16 protein-coding genes are annotated in these 15,257 nt (G+C 71.9%); 6 read left to right on the top strand and 10 right to left on the bottom strand.

Annotation, left to right across the window (positions count from 1 at the left end):
- Positions 1–27: 27 nt before the first annotated feature.
- Positions 28–1,095 (top strand): MGDG synthase family glycosyltransferase, encoded by a 1,068-nt coding sequence (locus ACH01S_RS19395; RefSeq protein WP_067893160.1) that lies wholly within the window; start codon positions 28–30, stop codon positions 1,093–1,095.
- On the opposite strand, the gene ACH01S_RS19390 is transcribed toward ACH01S_RS19395, so the two are convergent.
- The 8 genes from ACH01S_RS19390 to ACH01S_RS19355 all read right to left on the bottom strand — a co-directional run bounded on the left by ACH01S_RS19390 (position 1,073) and on the right by ACH01S_RS19355 (position 8,468).
- A complete protein-coding gene (locus ACH01S_RS19390) occupies positions 1,073–1,942 on the bottom strand; it encodes a DMT family transporter (protein ID WP_067893242.1) in 870 nt (289 codons plus the stop codon). The genes ACH01S_RS19395 and ACH01S_RS19390 overlap by 23 nt on opposite strands.
- Positions 1,939–2,832 (bottom strand): DMT family transporter, encoded by an 894-nt coding sequence (locus ACH01S_RS19385; protein WP_067893158.1) that lies wholly within the window; start codon positions 2,830–2,832, stop codon positions 1,939–1,941. The genes ACH01S_RS19390 and ACH01S_RS19385 overlap by 4 nt, the downstream gene beginning before the upstream one ends.
- Before the next feature lie 161 nt (positions 2,833–2,993).
- Positions 2,994–3,941 carry a peptidase inhibitor family I36 protein gene (locus ACH01S_RS42400; RefSeq protein ID WP_218010320.1) on the bottom strand — a complete coding sequence of 316 codons (948 nt, stop codon included), beginning with the start codon at positions 3,939–3,941 and terminating at the stop codon, positions 2,994–2,996.
- A gap of 36 nt (positions 3,942–3,977) precedes the next feature.
- Positions 3,978–4,865, bottom strand: a complete 888-nt coding sequence (locus tag ACH01S_RS19375) for a peptidase inhibitor family I36 protein (protein WP_067893157.1) — start codon at positions 4,863–4,865, stop codon at positions 3,978–3,980.
- 52 nt (positions 4,866–4,917) lie between these two features.
- A complete protein-coding gene (locus ACH01S_RS19370; RefSeq protein ID WP_067893155.1) occupies positions 4,918–5,769 on the bottom strand; it encodes a peptidoglycan-binding domain-containing protein in 852 nt (283 codons plus the stop codon).
- Positions 5,770–6,099: 330 nt separating this feature from the next.
- Positions 6,100–6,510, bottom strand: a complete 411-nt coding sequence (locus tag ACH01S_RS43665) for a hypothetical protein (protein WP_067893153.1) — start codon at positions 6,508–6,510, stop codon at positions 6,100–6,102.
- 147 nt (positions 6,511–6,657) lie between these two features.
- Positions 6,658–7,611 carry an NBR1-Ig-like domain-containing protein gene (locus ACH01S_RS19360; RefSeq protein ID WP_148344620.1) on the bottom strand — a complete coding sequence of 318 codons (954 nt, stop codon included), beginning with the start codon at positions 7,609–7,611 and terminating at the stop codon, positions 6,658–6,660.
- A 410-nt stretch (positions 7,612–8,021) separates the two neighbouring features.
- Positions 8,022–8,468 carry an ester cyclase gene (locus ACH01S_RS19355; protein WP_218010319.1) on the bottom strand — a complete coding sequence of 149 codons (447 nt, stop codon included), beginning with the start codon at positions 8,466–8,468 and terminating at the stop codon, positions 8,022–8,024.
- Positions 8,469–8,554: 86 nt separating this feature from the next.
- On the opposite strand from ACH01S_RS19355, the gene ACH01S_RS19350 reads away from it, so the two are divergent.
- Both ACH01S_RS19350 and ACH01S_RS19345 read left to right on the top strand, forming a co-directional pair.
- A complete protein-coding gene (locus ACH01S_RS19350; RefSeq protein ID WP_067893148.1) occupies positions 8,555–9,457 on the top strand; it encodes a LysR family transcriptional regulator in 903 nt (300 codons plus the stop codon).
- A gap of 28 nt (positions 9,458–9,485) precedes the next feature.
- On the top strand, positions 9,486–10,544 hold the full coding sequence (locus ACH01S_RS19345; protein WP_148344621.1) for a hypothetical protein: 1,059 nt from the start codon (positions 9,486–9,488) through the stop codon (positions 10,542–10,544).
- A 53-nt stretch (positions 10,545–10,597) separates the two neighbouring features.
- Here ACH01S_RS19345 and ACH01S_RS19340 read toward each other — a convergent pair whose 3' ends face one another.
- The gene (locus tag ACH01S_RS19340; protein WP_246237015.1) at positions 10,598–10,873 is read right to left on the bottom strand and encodes a sigma factor-like helix-turn-helix DNA-binding protein; all 276 of its coding nucleotides are present in this window, start codon (positions 10,871–10,873) and stop codon (positions 10,598–10,600) included.
- A gap of 84 nt (positions 10,874–10,957) precedes the next feature.
- Positions 10,958–11,806: a hypothetical protein gene (locus ACH01S_RS19335; RefSeq protein WP_067893144.1), complete on the bottom strand. Its 849-nt coding sequence runs from the start codon at positions 11,804–11,806 to the stop codon at positions 10,958–10,960.
- A gap of 456 nt (positions 11,807–12,262) precedes the next feature.
- Here ACH01S_RS19335 and ACH01S_RS19330 point away from each other — a divergent pair, with 456 nt between their 5' ends.
- From ACH01S_RS19330 to ACH01S_RS19320, 3 genes are all read left to right on the top strand, one after another.
- Positions 12,263–13,924: an AMP-binding protein gene (locus tag ACH01S_RS19330; protein WP_246237017.1), complete on the top strand. Its 1,662-nt coding sequence runs from the start codon at positions 12,263–12,265 to the stop codon at positions 13,922–13,924.
- 25 nt (positions 13,925–13,949) lie between these two features.
- Positions 13,950–14,873, top strand: coding sequence for a phosphotransferase family protein (locus ACH01S_RS19325; RefSeq protein ID WP_067893140.1), 924 nt, complete (start codon positions 13,950–13,952; stop codon positions 14,871–14,873).
- A gap of 67 nt (positions 14,874–14,940) precedes the next feature.
- Positions 14,941–15,204: a TFIIB-type zinc ribbon-containing protein gene (locus tag ACH01S_RS19320; RefSeq protein ID WP_067893138.1), complete on the top strand. Its 264-nt coding sequence runs from the start codon at positions 14,941–14,943 to the stop codon at positions 15,202–15,204.
- Positions 15,205–15,257 lie beyond the last annotated feature (53 nt).

The following is a 15,257-nucleotide window of genomic DNA, read 5'->3' as shown; positions in this document are numbered from 1 at the left end:
GAAGTGTCACCGGGGGGAGCTCAAGTCATGGGCAAGCGACTCCTAATTCTGACGGCGGGCATGGGGGCCGGGCACGACGCGGTCGCGGCGGAACTGGCGCGCCGGCTGGCGTCGGCGGACGTCGAGACGTCGGTGCTCGACGTGCTTGAGCTCGTCCCGCTGCGGCTCGGGGACGGGCTGCGGCGCGCGTACGAGGCCATGGTCAGGTCCGCGCCGTGGACGTACGCCGGGATCTACCGGGCGTTCTTCACCTCCCGGCGCCCGCCGCGCCCGTCCCCGCTGACGGCGGTGATCGCGGCGCGGCTGGAGCGGCGGGTCCGGGAGCTGCCGCCGGACGCGGTCGTGTCGACGTTCCACCTCGCCGCGCAGGCCGCCGGGCACCTGCGCGGCACCGGGCGGCTCGGCGTCCCCTCCCTGGTCCTCGTGACCGACTTCGCCGTCCACCGGATGTGGCTGCACGCGGGCAACGACCGCTACCTGTGCCCGGACGAGCGGGCGGCGCGGGCGGTGACGCGGCGGACCGGCCGTCCGGCGACCGGGCACGCGCCCGTCGTCCGGCCGGAGTTCCGCCGCCCGCCCGGCGGCGGCGACCGGCTGCGGCGGCTGGCCGGGGCGGGGCCGGACGAGCGGATCGTGCTGGTCTCGGCGGGCGCGTGGGGCGTCGGGGCGGTGCTGGACACGGCGCGGGGCCTCGCGGCGTCCGGCCGGTACCTGCCCGTGGTGCTGTGCGGGCGGAACGCGCGGCTGCGCGAGCGGATCCGGGACGTGCCCGCGCTCGGCTGGCGCGACGACATGGCCGAGCTGATGGCGGGCGCCTACGCGCTGGTCGACAACGCGGCGGGATTGACCTGCCGGGAGGCGTTCGCGTGCGGGCTGCCGGTGGTCTCCTACCGGCCCATTCCGGGGCACGGGCGGGACGGCGCCGAGGCCATGGCGCGGGACGGCCTGAGCGTCTTCGCCCGGTCGCCCGCCGAGCTCGTCGACGCGCTCGACCGGCTCGGCGGCGCGGCGCTGCGCGGCACCCGGGCGCTCCGGATGGCCGCGCTGTTCGACGCAGTCCCGGCCGAGCGGGTCATCCGGTCCGCGCTGGGGTGACGCCGTGCTCCTGGTGCAGCAGCGGGGACCGGGCGATGCCGACGCTGCCGAGGAGGATCAGCGCCATGCCGATGACCTGGACGATCGTCCACGGCCCGTCGCGGACGTTCTCGCCGAACAGCCCGACCCCGAGGATGATGCTGGCGACGGGGTCGGACACGGTCAGCGCGGGCTGCACGGCGACGAGCGTGCCGCTGTGCAGCGCGTTCTGCAGCAGGTAGACGCTGGCGAGCCCGGCGACGGCCATGGCGTAGAGCTGCCAGGAGGTCACGACGGCCCGGATGCCGCGCTCGAAGTCGTGCGTGGCCTCGTTCATGAACGCGGCCGTCAGCGCGAACGACACCGAGGTGCCGACGCCGAGCAGCACCGCGCGGACCGGCCCCCGGATGACCCATGCCAGCGCGACGAGCCCGGCGACGCAGCCGACCGAGGCGGCCGTCGCGATGATCCACGCGGCGGCGTGCGGCACGTGGTAGCTCTCGTCCGGCGAGAGGGCGAACAGCAGCGCGCCGAGCCCGACGGTGAGCAGGGCGACGGCCGTCCACGGCACCCGTTTCAGCCCGCGCGGCGGCAGCCACCCGATCAGCACCATCGTGAACGGCAGCTCGACCGCGAGCAGCGGCTGGACGAGCGACATGCCCCCCGTCGACAGCGCCACCGCCTGCAGCAGGAACGCGGCGATGAGCGCGCCGATGCCGCCGAGCCACAGCGGGTTGCGCAGCATGTCCAGGATGAGCGCGGGCTTGAACGCGTCCGACTCCGGCGCGGTCTTGGCGGCCCGCCGCTGCAGGACGGAGGCGAGGGCGTTCGAGGCCCCGGCGAGGATCCCGAAGATGACGGGGATCATCGGCATCCCACCTCGTCAGCCGACGCCGACGGGTGCTCGCCCGGCTTGCCCAGGTGCGGCGACCGGCCGAGGATGACGATGCCCGCGACCATCCCGGCGAGCCCGAGCGCCTCCAGGGCGAGGTCGCCGACCGACAGCCGCACCCGCTCCCCGAAGATCACGATGCTGAGCGCGATGCCGGTGAGCGGCTCGGCCGCCGTGGTGGCGGGCAGCGAGATCCGCAGCGGCGCCGCGTCGAACGCGCTCTGCGCGAACAGCAGCCCGAGCGCGCCCATCGCGACCAGCGCGTACGGCTGCCAGGTCACCAGGGCGCGGACGAAGCCGTTGTCGCTCACCAGCAGGACGCTGCGGGTCAGGGTGTCCATGAGCCCGTAGAGCAGCCCGGCGCCGCAGGCCAGCAGCATCGCGCGGACGCGCAGGTCGCGGTGCAGGCTGCCGAACGCGCACAGGCAGACGAGGGCGAGCACGGCCGCCCCGGCCAGCCAGCGCGGCGAGTGCACCCCCGGCAGGGCGCCGCCGTGCGGCACCCCCACCCCGAGGAACAGCGCGACGCCGCCGGTCAGCAGCAGCGCGCCCCACCATTCGCGGGGGCCGAGCCGCTCCCGGTAGATCACGTGCGCGGCGAGCAGCGCGAAGATCAGGTTGACGGTGAGCACGGGGGTGACCTCGGCGACGTCCGCGATGTTCAGCGCGAACGCGAAGATGAGCTGGCCGATGATCATCGAGGCGATGCCGGTCAGCCACAGCCGGCTGCGCAGCAGGTCCAGGAGCAGCCGCGGGTGCAGGATCTCCGACAGCGGCTCGCGGAACGCCGCGTGCTGCTGCGCCACGAACCCGAGCCCGATGAAGAACGCCGCCGCCACGGCGACGGCCATCCCGAGAATGCTCATCCGAATCCACGATCTCCCCCGACCGATTCGTCAGAACCCGCACCTACCCCAGGCCACCGGACGGAACCCGCCCCGCGGGCGGCGAGCGGAAAAGGGTGCCCGGAGCGGGGGGCGCTGCGGCCCCGCCGACCCTGGACACCCTCTGCCGTACGGGTTCCGGATCAGGATCCGAGAGTGATCCCGTTGTAGTAGTACTTCAGGATCCTGGAGTAGCTCCAGCCCGCGTTGGCCTTGTCGCGGGAGCCGTACTGCGACAGCCAGTCACCGTCGACCCATCCGCCGCACGCCGTCGTGGTGGAGCAGTAGTGGGCCTGGAGGATCTTCCCGCCGCGGGTCATGCGGGTGCCCCACGTCGCGTCCACCGCGTCGTTCGTGGACGCCTTCGCCGACCCGGGCTTGTAGACCTGGCTCGACGTCGTGTCGTAGACGTCGAAGCATTCGCCCCAGGACGTCTTGTTCGTCGAGTGCAGCGCCCAGTACCAGCCGAAGTTCTTGACGGCCATCGCCCCGGAGCGGAGCGACTCCTTCGGCCAGCTCGGCACCCATTCGTTGGGCAGGACGTTCTTGACGTAGGTCTTGAACGCCACCCGGTCCACGCGCCCGAGGGAGACCCGGTAGACGAGGATCGTCGTGGGAAGCTTCGTCTGCGTGCCGTCGGTCTTGCAGCCGGTCGGCCCGGACGGCAGGAACTTGTGCGAGGCGTTCTGGTTCTTAAGGCTGGAGTTCAGGTTGCCCTTCGCACCCGCCTTGAAGTCCTGGTAGGTACCCCCGTAGTTGCTGTTGTAGTACACCCGGACGGTCTTGCTGCTGCGGTTCCAGACCGAGGCGGCGGCATTCTTGACGCATTTGCCCTTGCCGTTGCCCGGGCCCTTGAAGTCGTAGCAGGAGGGCTGCGCGGTGCCGTAGTCGGCGACCGAACCGGTGAAGTCCGAAAGCGAGCCCTGGTTGTCGCTGTTGAAGTAGTAGCAGAACTCGCCGCTTTCGCAGGTTCCGTTCCGGGTCGCCGCCGAGGCGGGCGACGCGACGGCGGCCAGCGCCGCCGCACCGAGCGCCATCGCGGCGGTCATCGCGCCCAGGCGCGACATCAGCCGAGCGGTTCGTGTTGACACGGTCGTCCTTTTCTCCCCGTCGCGGTACGGACCGCGTTATCGGACGTTGTAGCCCTGCGACTGCCAGAAGGAGGTCGGGTTCGGGTTGTCGAGGTGCGGGTCGTTGACGCTCTTGGCCGCGTGGGTCTGGCGCCCGAGGCGCATCTCGACGTGGGTGTGCGCGCCGGAGCTGGAGGACACCCCGTGCCACGACTCGTCCGCGATGATCTGGCCGCGGCTGATCGTCTGGCCGACGGCCAGCGACGACCGCGGAGCGGTGTGCAGGTAGATCACCGTCTTGTTCGCCGAGGCGTTGTAGACGGAGATGGTGGAGAGGCCCGAGCTGCCGGTGGCCCCGCGCGCGATGTAGATGATCTTGCCGCTGACCAGGGCGCGGACGTCCGAGCCGATGCCGCGGGCGATGTCGATGCCCTCGTGCCGGCCGGGGGTGCTGGTGTAGCCGTCGAAGCCGCAGGTGATGCGGCCGCCGCTGGCCTGGTACAGCCCGTACGACAGGTTCGTCCGCGACGCGGGCGAGAACTGGTGCGAGGCGTTCTGGTTCTTAAGGCTGGAGTTCAGGTTGCCCTTCGCGCCCGCCTTGAAGTCCTGGTACGTGCCGCCGTAGTTGCTGTTGTAGTACACCCGGACGGTTTTGCTGCTGCGGTTCCAGACCGAGGCGGCGGCATTCTTGACGCACTTGCCCTTGCCGTTGCCGGGGCCCTTGAAGTCGTAGCAGGAGGGCTGCGTCGTGCCGTAGTCGGCGACCGAACCGGTGAAGTCCGAGACCGAGCCCTGGTTGTCGCTGTTGAAGTAGTAGCAGAACTCGCCGCTTTCGCAGGTTCCGTTCCGGGTCGCCGCCGAGGCGGTCGAGGCCGTGGCGAGCGTCGTCCCGCCGATCGCCACCGCGGCGGCCGCCACGGCGAGGACCTTGTCGAGCGTTGCCATTCCGTTCTCCTTTTCTCTGACTTTCCTCAGCGGGGTCTGGAGCGGCGGCCGGTCAGCCGCGCTGGTACTCCTCCCAGGTGCGGATCGCGACCTTCGGGCCGTCGTCCGGGCCGCGGTTGGCGAGCCCGTTCCGGCCGAGGTAGTAGTCGCCGATCTGGTTCTGCGCCTGGCCGGAGAGATCGGTGTCGCTGATCGCGGCGGCGTGGATGTGCCAGGGCCAGTCGCCCTGCTGGGGGCTGCGCACCCAGGCGGCGAAGCCGACGCGGCGCAGCGCGCGGGCCACCGACACGCGGGTGGCGGCGCTCATCCCCTTCACCGAGACGTCGACGACGCCCCCGCCGTCGTGGGTGCCCGCGGACGTGGGGTCGCCGCCGGGGTTGTACGAGCCCTGGTCCAGGACGAGGGTGCGGCCGAGCAGCTTCTCCGCCTCGGCGAGCATGCTCCGCGTGCGGGTGTTGACGACGAAGCCGCCGCCGACCGTCACCTTCGTCCCGGGCGTGATGACGTGGGCGACCGTGAACCGGCTGGTGCCGAGCTTGGCGAGCGAGGTCTTGCCCGGCATCCCGTTGGCGTCCAGGCCGGTGTATCCGAGCGACTTCTGGTACTTCGCGTAGGCGGCGACCGTCGTGGTGCCGAAGTAGCCGTCCACCCACTTCTTGTCGAGCAGCTTCCGGTCCCGCAGCGCCTGCTCGACGAGGAGCACGCTGGCCTTGGCGCCCGGGGTCAGCGTGTCGTCCGGCCGCCGCGGGTCGATCTGGGCGGCCTTGACGAGGGCCTCCATGTTCACGCTCGGCAGCGCCTGGACGCCGGCCGCCCGCGCCGCCGGCGTCCCGGACACTCCGGGCAGGGAGGCGAGCAGCGCCGCCGTCGCCGTGACGGCGGCGGCGTAGGGAAGCAGTTTCATCGGTTCTCCTGGTTTCGGGCGCCGGGGCGCGAAGCCACGGCGGAACAGGCCGTCACGGATCGCTCACGTGGCGGAAATGGGGAGGCGGGCGCCGTCGGCCCGCGCACCGGACCCCCGTCAGGGCATGGGTGCGCCCCTGGCGGGCGGGTTCCGGTGAGCGGGCCGACGCGGCGGGACGGACCGGCGTCCCGCGCGCGTCGCCGCGTGAAGGCGGTCCCTTCGCGGGACCGGTTCGGTCAGCTCGGACGCGGTCGTCCAGACCGTCGACCGTGCGGCCGTCGAGGGGCCGGGCCGGTCACGCGCGGGCCCGGTGGTCGCGGACGGCGCCTGTCAGCAGCGTTCGCTGGTCTTGGCGCTTGGCCCGTCCGGGATCCAGCCGATCGCCTGCGTGCAGTGCGCCAGCGTGTTGGTCCCGAGCGACCAGATCTCCGTCGTCCGAGTCCGGCACTGGGTGCCCTCAAGGCTCCGGTCGGAATTGTCGCCGACCGCCACGCAGGCGTCCCAGGTGCGGTGCGAATTGCGGTAGCCGGCCCAGACGTAGAGATAGGCCCAATTCTTTCCGCATCCCTTGAACTGCTTCACCGACGCGAACGTCTGCCCGCCGGAATTGATGTGGGCGGTCGAGCCGATCTGCACGGTGCTGCCGCAGCCGGGTGCGGACTCGGCGTACGCGGCGGTCGGAACCGCCGCGATCGCCGGTACCGCGAGAAGCGCGGCCAGTGTCCCCTTGGCGAATCTCATCTTCGTCGAAGCCCCCTTGTGTCGCCGCCCGCAGCGGTGCGGGCAGTGACCACCCTGCCGAGGGCGGCGACGTGTCAGGTACCCCCCGTGACAGGTTCTGACATGCTCTTACACGGCGGGCGCGGCTACCTGGCGGCTACCTGGGGACTACCTGGCGACGTTCACCACGAAGTACACGGGACGCGCGCCGGGAAGGAGCTGCCGTCCCTCTCCGTCGACCATCTTCCAGCCGACCCAGCACGATCCGGGAGAGGCCGGAGCGGTGACGTGAACGCTGACCCGGACATGCGCGCCCGGTTTCGTATCGCGAATCGGGACCTTTCCCGGAGTGGAGCACGTGCCGTTGTCCGCGGGCAGCGTCGCGCGCGCCAGGAATCGCCCGTGCCACGGCACCGTGCCCGCGTTGGCGAGTTCCCAGGTCTTGATGAATTGCTGCCCGGTCTTCACCACCGTGCCATCGGGAATGGTCACGTCGCCGATGAACACGCTCCTGTCGCCGGCGATCACCGGGGCGCTCGCGACCGCCGGCTGCCCGGACTTGACGGCGGCCTCCTGGGGGCGTCCCGGCCGTCCGCCGGAATCACGGATCAGGGACGCGCCCGCCACCGCGCCGCCCACCGCCGCGCCGCCCAGGACGATCGCGAGGACGCGGCGCCGCCGCCTCCGCCCGGGAGGGGACGCGGGTACCAGCGTGGTGACGGCCGCCCGCTCGTCCGCTTCGACCGCGGAGACCTCGTCCACGTCCCCCGCGGGGACCAGGGCGAGCGGTGCGGGTGAGGCGGCCGGGGCGGATTCGCGCTGCTCGGCAGGGTCGGAGCGTTCGGCGGCGCCGTCCGAGTCGAGCACGGCGCACCAGTACTCGCGCCACTCCTCGACGTCGCCGCCGCACGCCTCGACGAACGCCTGCGTCGTCGTCCAGCTCGGGAACCTCGTGCCCCGGGCCGCCTCGTGCAGGGTCGCGTGGCTGACCGACCGCGACTTGCTCGCCATGACCCGGAACGAGGGGTTTCCGGCCTCCGCTCGTAACCGGCGGAGCCGCTCCGCGAACCGGTCACGCCCTTCCTGACCTCCGGCGGAGGACAGCACACCAGAGTCACCCATGGTCCACCTCACCAACCCGGTCGCCAGCGGCAAGCATGGACAATCTAGCCGAGAGACGAGTGCCGCAGCCGCGCGGCTCGAACGGTTTGCCGCGCCATTTCCCTTTCCGCCGAGATGACCGGTCGAGGGGTAATGCCGCCGGCTACGCGGCACCCCCGCCCTTCCTTCGCATACTCACACAATGCGCCGCCGCGAGCGCTTGTCGCCACGTCCCACGTGATCACCGATCACGCGCCGTGTTCGATAGCAGATTCACATGGAGTGCGGTGGGACCAAAGGGGCAGGCGCAATGAACAATTTTTCAACTAACTCGTGCTTTGCGCGCCCGCCGGGGGCCGCTCGCCCTCGGCGCTGGTCCGGGCGGGACGGCCCGCGCCGCCACGGTGACCTGCTCCGATCCGGCCGTGCGGCTAGATTCCCTCGGCGCCCAACTGGCGCAGGAGGGCGCGGTCGTCGGCGCGCACCCACTCCTCGACGAGGCGGCCCTGGTCGTCGAAGCGGAAGATGTTGATGAGGTCGAACACGACCCGTCGCCCGTTGGGCGGCAGCGGGCCCGTGGGCGAGTGGGTGAACTCGCGGACGAACGTGCCCTCGATCCAGGTCTGGCAGGCGAGGTGGTCGCCTTCGGCCACCACGATGCCGCGCCGGATCGTCCGGTCGTCGAACGCCGCGCGCACCGCGGCGAAGTAGTCGTCGAGGCCGTCGAAGCCGGACTCGACGCCGTCCGGGCCGTGGAAGCGGAACTCGTCGGTGTCGAAGTACGTCGCGGCGGCGGCGGGGTCCTCGCCCGACACCTCGAGCTCACCGGCGCGGACCAGGCGCGCCACGAGTTCGTCCCGAGTGAATCGCTGTGTCATGGCTCCAGCCTGCCCGGCGTCAGCCATGCGGTCCAACGATGCTTCGGCATCGATTCCATGAGCAGAACGCATGCAAGGTTCCGGGCATGGCCGAGTTCACCCTCACCGGGCTCCGCGTCGTCCAGCAGGTCGCCGCCACGGGGTCGTTCACCGCGGCGGCCGAGAAACTCGGCTACACCCAGTCGGCCGTCTCGCGCCAGGTCGCCGCCATGGAGGCGGCGGCCGGAGCGCCGATCTTCGACCGCGGGCGGCGCGGCGCGGCGCTCACCCCGGCGGGGCGGGTGCTCGTCCGGCGCGCGACCGAGATCCTCGCCGATCTGGCGGCGGCCGAACTGGAGCTGGCCGGGCTGCGGGACCGGCTCGCCGGCCGCCTGGCGATCGGGGCGTACCCGTCGGCCGCCATGGCGCTGGTGCCGCGCGCGATGGCGCGGGTGGCGTCGGGCCATCCGGGTCTCGATGTCGTGCTGGACGAGGCGTCGACGCCCGTCCTGCTGCGGCGGCTCCGGGCCGGTCGGCTGGACCTCGCGGTCATCGGGGTCGGCCACGGCCTGCCCGACTACGACCTGGACGGACTCCGGCAGACGACCGTGCTCGAGGGCGGCCTCCTGGTGGCCGTCGCGGACGCGCACCGGTTCGCGGGCCGCGCCGTCACCGTGGCGGACCTGGCCCAGGAGTCCTGGATCGCGGGCGACGGCGCGGCGGACGAGCCGCAGTTCGGGGCCTGGCCCACGCTGAGCGACCCGCACATCGTCCACACCGCGCGGAGCTGGTCGACCCGGCTCGGCCTGGTCGCCGCCGGGTTGGGCGTCACGGTCGTCCCCGAACAGGCGGCACCGGCACTGCCGAGGGGCGTGCGGACGGTGACCGTCACCGACGGCCGCTGGACCGGACGCGCGACCGTCGCCGTGACCGGGCCGCGTCCGTCCGCCCGGGCGCAGGCGATGGTGACGGCCCTGCAAGGCGAGGCCGCCGAACTCCGCAACGGCTAGGCTTCGCCCCCGAAAGAGGGGTGCACACGTGAAACGCATTGTGCTTGTGATGATCTGCTCTACGGTGGCCTGTTTGGTCGCTTTGACCGTTTCTGGATTGGTTTCCGGCTCCACGTCAACGTCCGTCTCCACCTCGGCCGCCGCCGCGCCGTCGGCCGCTTTCAAGCCGCAGCGGATCATCGGCCCGCGGCCGCCGAAAACGGGGATCGACCACAACGTCGTGGCACTCGGCACGGTGCGGCTGGCAATGGCCGCGAACCAGACCGGATACGTGGTCTCGTCGCTGCGCGCGAACGCGGCCACCGTTCGGACGATGGTGGACAACGAAGTCCGCTGCACCTGGCCGGGCGGCGGAAAGAATCTCGTGATGGGCCAGAACGTCTACGCGGGCACGGGCGAGAACCCGCAATGGGAGGACATCTGGATCGTCACCAAGTTCCTGCTGCACCCCGGCGTGGCCGTGACGGCCACCTGCACGACGTACGCGCGGGTCGCCTCGCTCTACAAGCAGCCGTCCTCGGTGCGGATCGCGGGCGGTTCGCTGCGCTTCGCCGACACCTCGGTCGCCAACGCGGCCAACGGCGAACCGTTCGAATACGCGATCCCTTACGGCGACCTGCCGGTGGACTCGGCCAAGGCCCACCGGACCGTGAGGCAGCCCGCCCTGCCGATCACCACCGCGCCGGCCGGATTCCGCGAACTGAACGTCTTCGGCGACGTGGACTACCAGGTATGCCAGCGGAACGTCGCGTGCAACAAATCCGGGTCGTCGACCGCCCGATTCACGCTGGTCATCAATCAGTGGAACAAGGAGGGCACCAAGCCCTGCCACACGGATTCGTCGACGAGCGTCACCAAGACGATCCCGTACTGGGTCCACCACGCCGTGGTGCCGCTGTACACCCCGCATTTCAAGGTATTGACGACACCGGGCTGCGCGCCGGTCTTCAACGCCTACGTACGAGTGGACTGGCTGCGCGGCGAGGCCGGCGCGCTCCAGGGCACGGCGGTCGGCCTGCCCGACTCGCGCGGCTCCGCCTCGACGCACCGGTCGGCGATGAGCCACCTCTACATCGTCCCGGCCTGACCCGCCTCGCCAGTCGCGGCGTAGGCGGGAACGGCCTCGCACGGCCGCCCACGTCACGGGGCCAGGCGCCGGCCCTCGTGCTGGGCGGCCGTCGCCGCGCTCAACGCCCGGAGCGCCTGGTAGACGCGGAGCTTCACCACGTCCACCGGCAGGCCCAGCGAGGCCGCGGCCTCGTTGACCGAGCGGTCCCTGAAGACGGTCTCCACGAGGATCTCGCGATGCGCGGACGGCAACGCCTGGAAGGCCCGGGCGACCACCGCGCTTCGCGTCCGCTCCCCCGCCGCGCCGGGGGCCGACGAACCGGCACTCCTACCCATTCGCACTGCCACGCCTAGAACTTCGCACCCCGCCCCACCCCCGACCCCCTCCTTATGCCCGCTTTAAGGAAGAGTTGAGGGTGGGATCGGGGGGTGTCAGGCGCGGGTCTTCAGGGCGTAGGCGGTCAGGCGGGTGGACAGGCGCAGGGCGGCGCGGCCGTGCCAGTCGGCGCGGCTCGGCGGGCGGGCGTAGCAGGGGACGCCGCCGCTGGTCAGGGCGTCCATTCCGGGGACGGCGAGGGAGCCGGCCGCGAACTCGAACAGGGCGGCCAGGCGCGGGACGATGACGCCGTAGTCGAGGGCGCGCGGCAGCGGGCCCTCGGCCGCGACGAGGTCCTCGACGCGGAGGCCGCGGAGCGGGTACCGCTCGGGGAACGCGCGGCGCAGGTCGAGGAAGAGGCCGACCGAGCCGCCGCGCGGGTCGCCGAGCGGGGCGCCGAGGGGCGCGAACACGCCGAGGGCGAGGCGGGGGCGCGCCACCAGCGCGTGCGCGTACAGGACGCGGACCAGCGCGACGTTCATCATGAAGCGCTCGGCGGGCAGTTCCTGGAGGGCGAGGGGTTCGCTCTCCAGGTATCCGGTGACGACGCTGGCGTTGTGGGCCCGGTACCAGGCGGCGGGCGACGGGCGGCGGACGAACTCCGTCCAGAGCAGGACGGCCCGGGAGGACGGCTCGCCCCGATGCCCGTCCGCGAGCAGCGCGGCCTCGGCCTTGTCGCGCAGGAGGCGGTCGTTGACGGCGCGCCACCAGGGGCTTCCCGGCGGGCGGTGCGTCGGCGGGTTGAGCACGCCCCGGGCGATCTCCCAGCGCAGGAAGCTGAGTTCGGCGCGGCCGTAGCGGCTCCGGTCGCCGACGTAGAAGTCCGCCGCCAGCCTGAGCCGCCGCGCCGCGCCGTCCGCGGCCCCCCGGACCCTGGCGGCGGCCGTTCCGGCCGCGTCGATCATGCCCCTGCCTCCATACGGGTTTCAGTGCCCCTTCCTTCAAGCACGGAGACGTCCCGGCCACGGGTTCAGCGCTTAGGATGAGCGCCGGGGGTGGTGGACGGTGGGCAAGCACAACAAGCCGGCGACGCGCGCCTGCCCCGGCTGCAACGGGACCGGCACGAGCACCGCCACCGGCGACAAGTGCCCCGTGTGCCGGGGCACCGGCCGTATCTGAGCCCGCGGGGCCGCACTCCGGACGTCGCCGCTGGTGCGCCTCTGGGGGGCTCCGCTGGTGCGCGCCGCGCTGATGGACGCGCCCCGCGCGGGCACTTGCGGCGGCGGGGCGTCCTACCAGCGGGAAGATCGTGAAGCGCTGACGTAGATACCCGACAAATGATTGAATCGCGTCCTATGTGGCACGCGTCACAACGATCTTCCCCGTGGCTGCGGCGGTATCCGCCCGGCGTTCCCCAGGAAGTGGACATCCCCGACGTCCCCGTGACCCGGTTGCTCGACGACGCCGCCGAGGCGCATCCGCGCCGTCCCGCGCTGCACTTCTTCGGCCGCCAGATCTCCTACCGGGACCTGCGCGAGGCCGTGGACCGGTTCGCCGACGGCCTGCACCGCCTGGGGGTGCAGCCGGGCGACCGGGTCGCGCTGATCCTGCCGAACTGCCCGCAGCAGGTCATCGCGTTCTACGGCGTCCTGCGCAGGGGGGCCGTCGCGGTGCAGCACAACCCGCTGTACACCGAGGAGGAGATGCTCCACCAGCTCGCCGACTGCGGGGCGCGCGTCGCGGTCGTGCTGGATCGTTCCTACGCGACGGTGCGCGCGGTCCGCGCCAAGCTCCAGCTCGAACACATCGTGGTGACGTCGCTGACCGACTTCCTGCCGCTGGCCAAGCGGGTCGCGCTGCGGCTCCCGCTGGTGCAGGCGCAGCGGCGGCGCGCGGAGATCACGGCGGACGTGCCGCCCGACCCGGACGTCCTCCCTTTTCGCGAACTGCAACGGCCGCCGCGCCGGCGGGTGCGGCAGCTCGATGTCGAGCCGTCCCGGCACCTCGCCGCCATCCAGTACACGGGCGGGACGGAGGGACGCCCGAAGGGCGCGATGCTGACGCACCGCAACCTCGTCGCGAACGCCTGCCAGCAGCACGCGTGGGACACGGCGGGCCGTCCGGGGACGGACGTGACGCTGGCGGTGCTGCCGCTGTTCCACTCGTTCGGGCTGATGAGCTGCCTGGTCGCGCCGGTGATGACGGCGGGGGCGGTCGTCCTGCTCCCCCGCTTCGACCCGGACCAGGTGCTCAGCGCGATCCGCCGGTACCGGCCGACGATCTTCCCTGGAGTGCCGACGCTGTACGAGCAGGTGATGGACAACCCGCGGTTCACGCCGTCCGACCTCAGCTCGCTGCGCATCCTCATCTCCGGTGCGATGGGGTTGGCGCAGAGCACGATCGACCGGCTCACCCGGGTCGGCGCCAAGGGGCTCATCAATTGCTATGGGCTCACCGAGGCGTCCCCTGCCGTCACGGGCAACCCGCTTGGGGGCGGGGCACGGAACCTGACCGTTGGGCTGCCTCTCCCTATGACCGAGGCCGTCATCGTGGACCAGGACGAGCCGACGAGGGTGCTGCGGCCGGGCGAGCCCGGCGAGCTGGTCGTGCGCGGCCCGCAGGTGTTCGCCGGATATTGGAACGCGCCGCTGGCCACCGCGCAGACCCTCTCGAAGGGCTGGCTCCGCACGGGTGACATCGCCGTCATGGACGAGGACGGTTACTTCACCATCCTCGACCGGCTCCGCGACATGATCAAGGTGAGCGGTTTCAGCGTGTTCCCGACCGAGGTCGAGAAGGTGCTGCACCGGCATCCCGCCGTGCACGACTGCGCGGTCGTCGGCGTGCCGGACGCCCGGCGCGGGGAGCGCATCATCGCGCACGTCGTGGAGCACCCCGCCTACCCTTTTTCGGCGGACGAGCTGCGGCGGCACTGCGAGCGTTATCTGTCGCACTACAAGGTCCCGGCGGAATTCCTGCCGCGCACGGAACTGCCCCGCAACATCCTGGGGAAGGTCGTCCGCCAGCGGTTGCGGGACGAGGCCGCGGACTCGCCCGCGCGGGCGGCGGGCGGCTCGCTCTGACGGCGGCGGGTGGTTGACTGGGCGGGTGCACACCGAGACCGTCCGCCCGGGGCTGTTCGCCCGCCTCGTGGAGATCGGGCGCGCCGCGTCGCCGTCCGCCGCAGCGGCGGCGGCGGAGCCGGAAACGCTGTACGACCGGCACGGCGTCCTGGTCGTGCGCGTCGGTGACGTGGCGGTCAAGGCGCATCAGGCCGACCGCGGGCACGGGTTCGCCGAGCGGGCGAGGCTGGCGGGCACGCTGCCCGGAATTCTGGTCGGCCCCCTGGGCCCGCCTCTCGATGTGGACGGCCGGATGGTCACGGTCTACCCGTTCGGCGTCCCGGTGGACCCGCGCCAGGAGCTCCCCTGGGAGGACGGCGCGCGCCTCTTGGCCGCACTCCATTCCGCAGCGGTCCCGGCAGATGCGCCGTCCTGGGGACGTCCCACGCGAGTGGCACGCCTGGTGTCCGAACTGGGTCACGGCCATGGCCATGGCCACGGCCCGGCGGCGGACGAAGTGCGACGGGCTTTCGCCACCCTCCCCGCCTGGATACGCGGTGAGGCAGTGGAATCTTCCAAAGAAGGAACATGCGTCATTCACGGTGACTGGCATCTAGGCCAGATGGTCCGCGCACAGGACGGGCAATGGCGCCTCATCGACATCGAAGACCTCGGTAGGGGCGACCCCGCCTGGGACTTGGCGCGTCCCGCCGCGCTCTACTCGGCGGGCGTCCTCTCCCCCGACGAATGGGGCCGCTTCCTGGGCGCTTACACGGAGGCGGGCGGTCCCGCCGTCCCCGCCGACGCCGATCCATGGACGACCTTGGACATACCCGCTCGAACTCTGGCGATCCAGATCGCCGCCACGTGCGTCCAAACGGCGGGGAGGGAAGATCGGCCGCTGGACGGAGCGGAGCAGGCGATGGTCGACGCCTGCGGGAGAATATCGGCGGCGGGTGACGCGGCATGACGTGGCGCGAAACCTGCCCTACATTTAGCCTCTACCTGGGGATCCATACCGGAAGGATGACAAGGCGATGCACTGCCCTAAGTGTCGTGGCGTGATGCGGACCTACAGCCGCAGCGGCGTCCACATCGAGCAATGTGACAGTTGCCGGGGCATCTTCCTCGACTACGGCGAGCTTGAGGCTCTGAGCCAGATGGAGTCGCAGTACCGGGCGGCCCCTCCGCCCGCCGCGGCGCCGGGATGGGGAAGCCCGTCACAGGTCCACCATCACCACCACGGTGGGCACCACCGCCCCCACCACGGGAGCGTCTTCCACATGCTCTTCTCGACCTGATCGGTTCTCCGGCTCCGTCCGGGACGACGGTCTTTCACGGGCCCGCCCCTGGG

It is taken from the genome of Actinomadura chibensis NBRC 106107 (assembly GCF_001552135.1).
GTDB lineage: Bacteria > Actinomycetota > Actinomycetes > Streptosporangiales > Streptosporangiaceae > Spirillospora > Spirillospora chibensis.
The sequence above is the reverse complement of the archived record's forward strand: the minus strand, read 5'-3'. Positions and strand labels throughout refer to the sequence as shown.

Bases quoted from the DNA above. Each gene is read 5' to 3' on its own strand.
- ACH01S_RS19395 (WP_067893160.1), top strand. From the start codon at position 28: ATGGGCAAGCGACTCCTAATTCTGACGGCGGGCATGGGGGCCGGGCAC.
- ACH01S_RS19390 (WP_067893242.1), bottom strand. From the start codon at position 1,942: ATGATCCCCGTCATCTTCGGGATCCTCGCCGGGGCCTCGAACGCCCTC.
- ACH01S_RS19385 (WP_067893158.1), bottom strand. From the start codon at position 2,832: ATGAGCATTCTCGGGATGGCCGTCGCCGTGGCGGCGGCGTTCTTCATC.
- ACH01S_RS19375 (WP_067893157.1), bottom strand. From the start codon at position 4,865: ATGGCAACGCTCGACAAGGTCCTCGCCGTGGCGGCCGCCGCGGTGGCG.
- ACH01S_RS19370 (WP_067893155.1), bottom strand. From the start codon at position 5,769: ATGAAACTGCTTCCCTACGCCGCCGCCGTCACGGCGACGGCGGCGCTG.
- ACH01S_RS43665 (WP_067893153.1), bottom strand. From the start codon at position 6,510: ATGAGATTCGCCAAGGGGACACTGGCCGCGCTTCTCGCGGTACCGGCG.
- ACH01S_RS19360 (WP_148344620.1), bottom strand. From the start codon at position 7,611: ATGGGTGACTCTGGTGTGCTGTCCTCCGCCGGAGGTCAGGAAGGGCGT.
- ACH01S_RS19355 (WP_218010319.1), bottom strand. From the start codon at position 8,468: ATGACACAGCGATTCACTCGGGACGAACTCGTGGCGCGCCTGGTCCGC.
- ACH01S_RS19350 (WP_067893148.1), top strand. From the start codon at position 8,555: ATGGCCGAGTTCACCCTCACCGGGCTCCGCGTCGTCCAGCAGGTCGCC.
- ACH01S_RS19335 (WP_067893144.1), bottom strand. From the start codon at position 11,806: ATGATCGACGCGGCCGGAACGGCCGCCGCCAGGGTCCGGGGGGCCGCG.
- ACH01S_RS19320 (WP_067893138.1), top strand. From the start codon at position 14,941: ATGCACTGCCCTAAGTGTCGTGGCGTGATGCGGACCTACAGCCGCAGC.